This window comes from Streptomyces sp. CNT372, from assembly GCF_000377145.1.
In genome coordinates this window covers 1-9,504 of sequence record NZ_KB897801.1, presented here as the reverse complement: position 1 = coordinate 9,504, position 9,504 = coordinate 1, and the positions used below count along the sequence as shown (strand labels likewise).

Annotated in this window: 8 protein-coding genes and 2 tRNA genes; 4 read left to right on the top strand and 6 right to left on the bottom strand. The window is 71.8% G+C overall.

Annotated elements, in window-relative coordinates:
* Positions 1-22: 22 nt before the first annotated feature.
* The 6 genes from C593_RS0128235 to C593_RS0128210 form a co-directional block, all read right to left on the bottom strand.
* Positions 23-95, bottom strand: a tRNA-Glu gene (locus C593_RS0128235).
* A gap of 21 nt (positions 96-116) precedes the next feature.
* Positions 117-188, bottom strand: a tRNA-Gln gene (locus C593_RS0128230).
* Positions 189-278: 90 nt separating this feature from the next.
* A complete protein-coding gene (locus C593_RS0128225) occupies positions 279-1,001 on the bottom strand; it encodes an HAD family hydrolase (protein WP_018850683.1) in 723 nt (240 codons plus the stop codon).
* Positions 1,002-1,190: 189 nt separating this feature from the next.
* The gene (gltX, locus tag C593_RS0128220; RefSeq protein WP_026278150.1) at positions 1,191-2,666 is read right to left on the bottom strand and encodes a glutamate--tRNA ligase; all 1,476 of its coding nucleotides are present in this window, start codon (positions 2,664-2,666) and stop codon (positions 1,191-1,193) included.
* Positions 2,659-3,432: a fumarylacetoacetate hydrolase family protein gene (locus C593_RS0128215; protein ID WP_018850681.1), complete on the bottom strand. Its 774-nt coding sequence runs from the start codon at positions 3,430-3,432 to the stop codon at positions 2,659-2,661. Before C593_RS0128215 ends, gltX begins: the two co-directional genes overlap by 8 nt.
* 179 nt (positions 3,433-3,611) lie before the next feature.
* Positions 3,612-3,797, bottom strand: coding sequence for a hypothetical protein (locus C593_RS0128210; protein WP_018850680.1), 186 nt, complete (start codon positions 3,795-3,797; stop codon positions 3,612-3,614).
* Between the two features lie 602 nt (positions 3,798-4,399).
* Here C593_RS0128210 and C593_RS0128205 point away from each other — a divergent pair.
* The 4 genes from C593_RS0128205 to C593_RS0128190 all read left to right on the top strand — a co-directional run.
* On the top strand, positions 4,400-7,999 hold the full coding sequence (locus C593_RS0128205) for a nitrate- and nitrite sensing domain-containing protein (protein WP_018850679.1): 3,600 nt from the start codon (positions 4,400-4,402) through the stop codon (positions 7,997-7,999).
* Between the two features lie 9 nt (positions 8,000-8,008).
* On the top strand, positions 8,009-8,422 hold the full coding sequence (locus C593_RS0128200) for a roadblock/LC7 domain-containing protein (protein ID WP_037747490.1): 414 nt from the start codon (positions 8,009-8,011) through the stop codon (positions 8,420-8,422).
* Between the two features lie 128 nt (positions 8,423-8,550).
* Positions 8,551-8,955, top strand: coding sequence for a DUF742 domain-containing protein (locus C593_RS0128195; protein WP_018850677.1), 405 nt, complete (start codon positions 8,551-8,553; stop codon positions 8,953-8,955).
* On the top strand, positions 8,936-9,504 hold a 569-nt coding region (locus C593_RS0128190; RefSeq protein WP_051093840.1), incomplete at its 3' end, for an ATP/GTP-binding protein. The genes C593_RS0128195 and C593_RS0128190, both read left to right, overlap by 20 nt.

Sequence of the window (9,504 nt, the reverse complement as noted above, 5' to 3'; positions counted from 1 at the left end):
ATGACCTCGCGAGAAGGATCTGTACCCCCGACCGGATTCGAACCGGCGCTACCGCCTTGAGAGGGCGGCGTGCTAGGCCGCTACACAACGGGGGCTTTGCAGATGAGCTCTGCGAGCTGGCCTACCTGGACTCGAACCAAGACTAACTGAACCAGAATCAGTCGTGCTGCCAATTACACCATAGGCCACCAAAACTCAACCCCCGGTGGGGATCTTGTTCGGGTTTACGCTTCCGGTTCCGGGCTTTTCGGCCCGCTCCCCTTGGCGCAGGAAGAACATTACCCGAAGGTGGACGGCGCTCCAAAACGGGTATCCCCGCGCAGCAGCGGGGCGAGCTGGTCCAGGCCGGTGATCCGGGTCAGCTCGGGCCGGCCGCCCAGCCCGGCGCGGTCGAGCCACACTCCGGTCAGCCCCGCCTCGGCCGCGCCCCGGGCGTCGATGTCCGGCTGGTCACCGACGTAGGCGACCTCCTCCGGGCGCAGGCCGAGGACCTCGCAGGCGGCGAGGAAGGCCCGGGCCTCGGGCTTGTGGAAGCCGATGTCGATCGCGCAGACCACGGCCTCGAAGCGGTCCCGTACCCCGAGGGCGCGGAGCTTGCGCTCCTGGTTGGCCAGGCTGGAGTTGGAGAGGACGGCGTGACGGTAGTCACCCGCGAGGAGGTCCAGCGCGGGCAGGGTGTCGGGGAACAGGGCCCAGGCGGCCTCGTAGTGGACGAGGTGGCGGCCGAACCAGTCGTCGGCCTCGGCGTCGCTCATGGCCGGACGCCCCAGGAAGTCGCGCACCCGGTCGCGGCGCTGGCCCTGGAAGTCGGTGAGCCCCTCCGCGACCCGGGCCCAGTGCACCTCGGTGATCCGCTTCCACGCGGCGAGCGCCTCGCCGGTGTCCCGGTACGCGTCGGGCAGGCCCTCCCCGGCCAGGTGGGCGCTCATGCCGGCGCGGTCGGCGCCCGCGTAGTCGAAGATCGTGTCGTCGATGTCCCACAGGACCGCGCGGATGGGCATGGGGCCGAGAGTACGCGGCGAAGGGCCTGACCCGGGGGCCGCGGCCGGGCGGGGCGGGCTGACCGGCCGGGCCGGCCGGTCAGCGAGGCCGCGGCCGCCGGGACGCACGGAGGGGCCGCCCCGGGGGGCGGCCCCTCACCGCGGCGGCCGTCCAGCCGCGCGGTCTGTGCCGGCTGTGCGGCTGTGCGGCTACGCGGAGAGCTTCGCCAGAGCCGCGTCGATCCGGGCCAGGGACTTCTCCTTGCCCAGGATCTCCAGGGACTCGAAGAGGGGCAGGCCGACCGTGCGGCCGGTGACGGCGACGCGGACCGGGGCCTGGGCCTTGCCCAGCTTGAGGCCGTGGGCCTCGCCGGCGGCCAGGACCGCGTTCTTCAGCGACTCGGGGTCGCTCCAGTCGGCCGCCGCCAGGTGGGCGCGGGCGGTGGTGAGCAGCGGGAGGGGCTCGCCCTTCATCGCCTTGGCCCAGGACGCCTCGTCCTCGACCGGCTCGTCGCGGAAGAGGAAGTCGACGTTGGCGGTGATGTCGGAGAGGACGGTCAGCCGGGTCTGGGCGTGCGGGGCGATGGCCTCCCACCGGGCCCGGTCGAAGTTCTCCGGGGCCCAGTCGGCGTGCGGGGCGGTGAGCCAGGGCTCACAGGCCTCGGCGAAGGTCTTCACGTCGAGCATGCGGATGTGGTCCGCGTTGATCGACTCGGCCTTCTTCAGGTCGAAGCGGGCCGGGTTGGCGTTGACGTCGGCGACGTCGAACTTCTCGATCATCTCGGGGATCGTGAAGACGTCCTGGTCGGCGGAGAAGGACCAGCCGAGCAGGGAGAGGTAGTTGAGCAGGCCCTCGGGGAGGAAGCCGCGCTCCCGGTAGAGGTTGAGGGAGGACTGCGGGTCGCGCTTGGAGAGCTTCTTGTTGCCCTCGCCCATCACGTACGGCAGGTGGCCGAAGGCGGGGATCTCCTTGGCCAGGCCCAGCTCGATCAGCGCCTTGTAGAGGGCGATCTGGCGCGGGGTGGAGGAGAGCAGGTCCTCGCCGCGCAGGACGTGGGTGATCTCCATCAGGGCGTCGTCGACCGGGTTGACCAGGGTGTACAGCGGGGCGCCGTTGGCACGCACGATGCCGTAGTCCGGCACGTTGTCCGGGGTGAAGGTCAGCTCGCCGCGCACCAGGTCGGTGAAGGTGATCGGCTCGTCGGGCATCCGGAAGCGGACGATCGACTCGCGGCCCTCGGCCTCGAAGGCCGCGCGCTGCCCGGCGGTCAGCTCGCGGCACTGCCCGTCGTAACCGGACGGCCGGCCGGCGGCGCGGGCGGCGTCGCGGCGGGCCTCCAGCTCCAGGGCGGTGCAGTAGCAGCGGTAGGCGTGGCCGGCGTCGAGGAGCTTGGCGGCGACGTCGCGGTAGATGTCCATCCGCTGGGACTGGCGGTAGGGGGCGTGCGGGCCGCCCTTCTCCGGGCCCTCGTCCCAGTCGAGGCCGAGCCAGCGCAGCGAGTCCAGGAGCTGCTGGTACGACTCCTCCGAGTCGCGGGCCGCGTCGGTGTCCTCGATGCGGAAGACCATGGTGCCGCCGGTGTGCCGGGCGTAGGCCCAGTTGAACAGGGCGGTGCGGACCAGGCCCACGTGGGGGTTGCCGGTCGGCGAGGGACAGAAACGGACGCGGACGTCTGCGTTAGCCACGCTTGATCACCTTGTTGGTGAGAGTGCCGATGCCTTCGATGGTGACGGCGACCTCGTCGCCGACGTTGAGCGGGCCGACCCCCGCGGGGGTGCCCGTGAGGACGACGTCGCCGGGAAGCAGCGTCATCGCCTCGGTGATGTGCACGATCAGGTCCTCGACGGAGCGGACCATCTCGCTGGTGCGCCCCAGCTGGCGCTGTTCGCCGTTGACGGTGCACTGGATGACGGCGTCGGCCGGGTCGAAGTCCGTCTCGACCCAGGGGCCGAGCGGGCAGGAGGTGTCGAAGCCCTTGGCCCGGGCCCACTGCTTCTCGCGCTGCTGGGCGTCGCGCGCCGTGACGTCGTTGGCGCAGGTGTAGCCGAAGACCACGTCCTTGACGCGCTCGCGCGGGACCTCGCGGCACATCCGGCCGATGACTACGGCGAGCTCGGCCTCGTGGTGGAGCTCCTGGGAGAACGAGGGGTACTCGACGGCGTCGCCGTCGCCGATGACCGAGGTGGTCGGCTTGAAGAAGGCGACGGGCACCTCGGGGACCTCGTGGCCCAGCTCGGCCGCGTGCTCCGCGTAGTTGCGGCCGATGGCCACGACCTTGTTGGGCAGCACGGGCGGCAGGAGCCGGACCCTGCTCAGCGGGACCTTGGTGCCCGAGAGCTCGAAGTCGGCGTACGGGATGCCCTTGATGATGTCGAGGAGGAGGCCGTCGGGGCCGTCCTCGACCGCGCCGAAGGCGACATTGCCGTCGATGGAGAACCTGGCGATGCGCACGGGATGCTGTCGCCCCTCATTTCTGCGTGCTCACGGAGCCGGCCGGTTGCTCGCTGAGCGGGCCGGAGACTGACGCTCCAGGCTAACCGCCGCGGGGAGCCGTCCGGTGTCCGGACAGCACGGTGCCCGGGTACGGGACCCGGGCACGGTGGGTACTGCGGAAGCGTCTGGGACCGTCGTCAGGCCGACACGACGGAGGCCGGGGCGTCCATGAGGACGGTGCGGCGGGGGTTCGCGGTCTGGGTGGGAAGATCGGCCGTGTGCTCCGGCAGTTCCGGCGTCTGCAGCTCCTGCGCCCCGTTCAGATGGGCGAGGGTGGTGCGGCGGGGGTTGGCGGTGCTGCGGGACGTCATGGTCGTCTTCATCGGTGGTTTCAGACCTTGTCGGCGTAGGGACGCTCACGGGGAGCGTGGTTGACGGAGTGGCCATCCTTGTAAAGCGTCAGGCTAAACACCGGATTCCCATGGAATGCCAGAGGAACTCAAGGATCATCATGTGAGTTTGCTCACGGAGACACCGGCAATACGGTCATACCGGACCGCATCACTCGGCCACAGGAACGGACATTCCGCCACTGAACCCTCCATTCCGCTCCTGATCATGGCGACTGGGACACCCTCTACCCGTACGGGACTCGTACCGTAACGCCCGTTTTCTCCGCGATCGCTTTCTACGCCTCGTGACGCGTTGCTCACAAAGTGTCACTCAGGTCACAGCCCGGTACACGGGCCTTGTTGGAGATCCGGCACTGTGCTGGAATTCCACGCACCGCCGCTGGTTCGACCGGCGCGCAAGGGCGCAACGCAGCGCCGAGCGGCGGCGGGAAAGGGGGAGAAGCGCCGGTCACTCACGACCACCAGGGGCTCGATCGATGCCCCGAGACGCCGACACCGTCCCGCCGCACTGCGGGGGGACGCCTGGTCCAGAGGTTGCGACGCTAGTGCAGGGACGTTTCAAGAGGGATGGCATGGGGCGTCCCCAGGCCCGTCAGGGCCAAGGGGAAGCCGCAGCGGAACAGGAGCAGCGCGGCAACGCCGAGCGCGGCTCCTCGCCCCAGCACACCCACAACCAGGGACCGGCCACGTCCGGCGACAACGGTGACCGCGCCCGCCCCGGGGCGTCGGAAGCCGCTTCCGACGGTGCGAAGGGGACGTCTGCCAGGGGCGGTTCCCCCACCGACACCGGTTCGCGAATAGCCCTCCGCAACTGGCGCATCAGCACGCGCCTGGTGTCTCTCCTCACCCTGCCCGTCGTCGCGGCGACCACGCTGGGCGGACTCCGTATCCAGGAGTCCATGGACGACATGAAGCAGCTCGACCACATGCAGCTGCTCACGGAGATGACCCGGGCCGCCACCGACCTCGCGCAGGCGCTCCAGTCCGAGCGCGACCTGTCGGCCGGCCCCCTCTCCAACGGCTCCGCCGTCACCGACTTCAAGGTCTCCGGCCCCCGCACCGAGACCGACCGCGCGCGGGACGCCTTCCTCGACACCACGCTCGACATCCCCAACACGGATGACGACGAGACGCTCGAGAGCATCCGCGCCAACGCCAACCAGATCGCCGTCCAGGTCAAGAGCCTCGCCAAGATCCGCGAGTCGGCCTACGAGTCGGGCACCCCGACCTCGCAGACGGTGGAGTCGTACAGCCGCCTGATCGAGTCGCTGCTCAGCCTCTCCCAGGACATGGCCCAGGCCACCAGCAACCCGGACATGATCAAGCGCACGCGTGCGCTGGCGGCGTTCTCCTCCGCCAAGGAGTACGCGTCGATCCAGCGCGCGATCATCGCCGCGGCCCTGCCCGGCGGCGCCGACGCCAAGGCCCCGGGCCTGAAGGAGACCGACCGCCTCTACGGCAAGGCCGCCGTGGAGAACGGCGACTCCGAGCTCAAGGCGTTCAAGTCCCTCTACGAGTCCACCGGCGGTGACGCCGAGGAGCTCACCGCGGCCCTCGACGGCGGCAGCAACCCGACCATCGCGGCCGCCGAGCTGTACGCCAAGCGCGTCCTCGACAACCAGGACAGCTTCAAGAAGCGCCCGCTGCGCTCGCACCTGGACTGGACCGACGACTACTCGGTCCGCATCAACGCCATGAAGCAGATCGAGTTCACGCTGCTCGGCGAGATGGAGGCCAAGGCCCGCGAGCTGCGCGAGGAGTCCCAGCGCGACGCGATCATCAACGGTGCGCTGATCCTCGTCGTCCTCGGTGTGTCCCTCGTCGGCGCCTTCGTCGTCGCCCGGTCCATGATCCGCTCGCTGCGCCGGCTCCAGGACACGGCCACCAAGGTCGCCCAGGACCGTCTGCCCGAGCTGGTCAAGCAGCTCTCCGAGTCGGACCCGCAGGACGTCGACACCTCCGTCGAGTCCGTCGGTGTGCACTCCCGGGACGAGATCGGCCAGGTGGCCGCGGCCTTCGACGACGTGCACCGCGAGGCGGTCCGCCTCGCCGCCGAGCAGGCCCTGCTGCGGGGCAACGTCAACGCGATGTTCACCAACCTCTCGCGCCGGTCCCAGGGCCTCATCCAGCGTCAGCTCTCGCTCATCTCCGAACTGGAGTCCCGCGAGGCCGACCCGGACCAGCTCTCCTCGCTGTTCAAGCTGGACCACCTCGCGACCCGTATGCGCCGGAACGGCGAGAACCTCCTCGTCCTCGCGGGCGAGGAGCCCGGCCGCCGGTGGACCCGCCCGGTCCCCCTGGTCGACGTCCTGCGCGCCGCCGCGTCCGAGGTGGAGCAGTACGAGCGCATCGAACTGGCGGCGGTCCCCGCGACCGAGGTCGCCGGCCGCGTCGTCAACGACCTCGTGCACCTCCTCGCCGAGCTGCTGGAGAACGCCACCTCGTTCTCCTCCCCGCAGACCAAGGTCCGGGTCACCGGTCACGCGCTGCCCGACGGCCGGGTGCTGGTCGAGATCCACGACACCGGTATCGGCCTCTCCCCCGAGGACCTGGCCGCGATCAACGAGCGGCTCGCCTCGCCGCCCACCGTGGACGTCTCGGTCTCGCGCCGCATGGGTCTGTTCGTGGTCGGCCGCCTGTCCCTGCGGCACGGCATCCGCATCCAGCTCCGGCCCTCGGACTCCGGCGGCACCACCGCGCTCGTCATGCTCCCTGTCGACGTCGCCCAGGGCGGCAAGAAGGCGCCCGGCAAGCCCGGCCCCGGCGGTCAGGGCGGTACCGGTGCCGGAGCTTCCGGCGGCGGCGCCGGTGCGGCCGTCGCCGGCCGCGCGGCCGCGGCCCAGGCCGGTGGCGGCGGCCGGCCCGGCGGAGCCCCCGCGGGCGGCGGCGGTCTGCTCGGGGCGGGCGCGCCCCGCGGACAGGTCGGCGCCGGCAGCGGCGCCGGGCAGCGTCCGGCCCTCCCCGGCCGCGACGGCGGCCCGCAGCAGGGCCAGGGCGGAGGCCAGCAGGGCCAGGGCGGCGACGCCTTCGGCGCGGGCCGCGGACCGGGCGCCCCGGCGCCCGCGCGGGCCGAGTCCGCCCCGGCGGGCTTCCGCCAGGACGCCCCGGCCGGCGGCGACCGCGGTCGTCGGCTTCCGCCCACCGGCGGGCCCCGGGCCGAGCTGCCGGGCGGCGGTGCCCGCCGTCCCGAGGAGCAGCGCCCGCAGCGTCCCGGCACCACGAGCTGGGGCAACGGGCAGGGCGGCGCTCCGCAGCAGCCGCGCCGTCCGGACGCCCCGCGCGGCCACGAGGACCACGACATCTCCCGTGGCACCGGCGCCACGGCCGAGTTCCCCCGGCCAGACCTCGGCTCCCCCGCCGGCGGTCAGACGGGCCAGTACACCCGTTCCGACGTGTACGGCACTCCGGACGACGCCTCCGGCACGGGCCAGTTCGCCCGGCCCGAGGCGCCCGCGCCCCGCCACGACGGCCAGGACCCGGCCTCGACGGGCCAGTTCGCCCGCCCGGCGCAGGACCCGGCCGCCACGGCCCAGTTCGCGCGTCCCGACTACCGGGTGCCGCCGCAGCCGGCCCCGCAGCAGCACGGCCACGACGCGGGCTTCGCCCCGCAGCGTCCCGCCGCGCCGCTGCCCGCTCCCCAGCAGCCCGAGGCCCTGCCTCCGGCCTCCGGTCCGGGGGACGGTCGCACGCCGCTGTACGACACGCTGGAGACCAACTGGTTCCGCGGCGGTCAGGGCGGTGGCCAGGCCGGCGGGCAGGGCGGCGAGGACCGTCCCGCCGACCGCCTGCCGGAGCGTTCCGCTCCGCAGGGCCCCCGCAGCACGCCTGGGGCCGCCCCGGCGGCCCCGGGCGGCGGAGCGGGCTCCGCGACGAACGGCGCCGGCTGGCGCACGTCGCCCAACGACGAGCTGGTGCGGCAGGCCGAGCGGGTGCGCAAGCCCGCCGCGGGCGGCATCACCACCTCGGGTCTGCCCCGCCGGGTCCCGCGTGCCAACCTGGTGCCGGGTACCGCGCAGGAGCAGAACCACCAGTCCGGCCCCCAGGTCTCGCGTGCCCCGGACGACGTCCGCGGCCGGCTCACCAACCTGCGCCGCGGCATCCAGCAGGGCAGGCAGCAGAACAGCACAACCGGCAGCTTCAACGCCGGCCCCACTCACCAGCAGGAGCGTTAGTTGAGCCAGATGAGCCAGGCGGCGCAGAATCTGAACTGGTTGATCACCAACTTCGTGGACAACACCCCAGGGGTGTCCCACACGGTGGTGGTCTCCGCCGACGGACTCCTGCTGGCCATGTCCGAGGGCTTCCCGCGGGACCGCGCCGACCAACTGGCGGCCGTGGCTTCCGGGCTGACCTCGCTCACGGCGGGGGCGTCCCGGATCTTCGAGGGCGGCCAGGTGAGCCAGACGGTCGTGGAGATGGAGCGGGGGTTCCTGTTCCTGATGTCCGTGTCCGACGGCTCCTCACTGGCCGTGCTCGCGCACCCCGAGTGCGACATCGGCCTGGTGGGCTACGAGATGGCCCTCCTGGTGGACCGCGCGGGCAGTGTCCTCACCCCGGATCTGCGCGCCGAACTCCAGGGAAGCCTCCTGCACTGACCGGTGTCCCCACGCACCGGCCGGGCAGCGCAACCCACCGCAACGACAACCGAACGGCCGCCCCAAGGCCCCCCACCGGCCCCATCAGACGGCACAGCCGACCACTTGCTGTCACGCCCGGAGGATTCATGACCCCGCCCCCCGCCTCGCACGATCCGTACGGAGCGTCAGTCGACGCGTACGGGGACGAGGGCGACCAGCCGCTGGTCCGTCCGTACGCGATGACCGGCGGCCGGACCCGGCCGCGCTACCAGCTCGCGATAGAGGCACTGGTCAGCACCACCGCGGACCCGTCCGTCCTGGGCGGGCTCCTGCCGGAGCACCAGCGGATCTGCCACCTGTGCCGTGAGGTCAAGTCGGTGGCCGAGATCTCGGCGCTGCTGTCGATGCCGCTGGGTGTGGCGCGGATCCTCGTCGCCGACCTGGCGGAGGCCGGCATGGTGGCGATCCACCAGCCGGGCAACGGAGAGGCCGGCGGCACGCCGGATGTGACACTGCTCGAAAGGGTGCTCAGTGGACTTCGCAAGCTCTAGCGGCGGTGCGGCCCGGTCGACCACCAGCGCGAAGATCGTGGTGGCGGGCGGCTTCGGCGTGGGCAAGACCACGTTCGTCGGCGCCGTCTCGGAGATCAACCCGCTGCGTACCGAAGCCGTCATGACCTCCGCCTCGGCAGGCATCGACGACCTCACCCACACCGGCGACAAGACGACCACGACCGTCGCCATGGACTTCGGCCGCATCACCCTCGACCAGGACCTCATCCTCTACCTGTTCGGCACCCCCGGACAGGACCGCTTCTGGTTCATGTGGGACGACCTCGTCCGCGGCGCCATCGGCGCCGTCGTCCTCGTCGACACCCGGCGCCTCGCCGACTGCTTCCCCGCCGTCGACTACTTCGAGAACTCAGGACTCCCCTTCGTCATCGCCCTCAACGGCTTCGACGGACACCAGCCCTACAACCCCGAAGAAGTCCGCGAAGCACTCCAGATCGGCCCCGACACCCCCATCATCACCACCGACGCACGCCACCGCGCCGACGCCAAGAGCGCCCTCATCACCCTCGTCGAACACGCCCTCATGGC

Excerpts from the sequence above, each read along its gene's own strand:
- C593_RS0128195 (WP_018850677.1), top strand. The coding sequence starts at position 8,551 with ATGACCCCGCCCCCCGCCTCGCACGATCCGTACGGAGCGTCAGTCGAC.
- C593_RS0128210 (WP_018850680.1), bottom strand. The coding sequence starts at position 3,797 with ATGAAGACGACCATGACGTCCCGCAGCACCGCCAACCCCCGCCGCACC.
- C593_RS0128200 (WP_037747490.1), top strand. The coding sequence starts at position 8,009 with ATGAGCCAGGCGGCGCAGAATCTGAACTGGTTGATCACCAACTTCGTG.
- C593_RS0128225 (WP_018850683.1), bottom strand. The coding sequence starts at position 1,001 with ATGCCCATCCGCGCGGTCCTGTGGGACATCGACGACACGATCTTCGAC.
- C593_RS0128205 (WP_018850679.1), top strand. The coding sequence starts at position 4,400 with ATGGGGCGTCCCCAGGCCCGTCAGGGCCAAGGGGAAGCCGCAGCGGAA.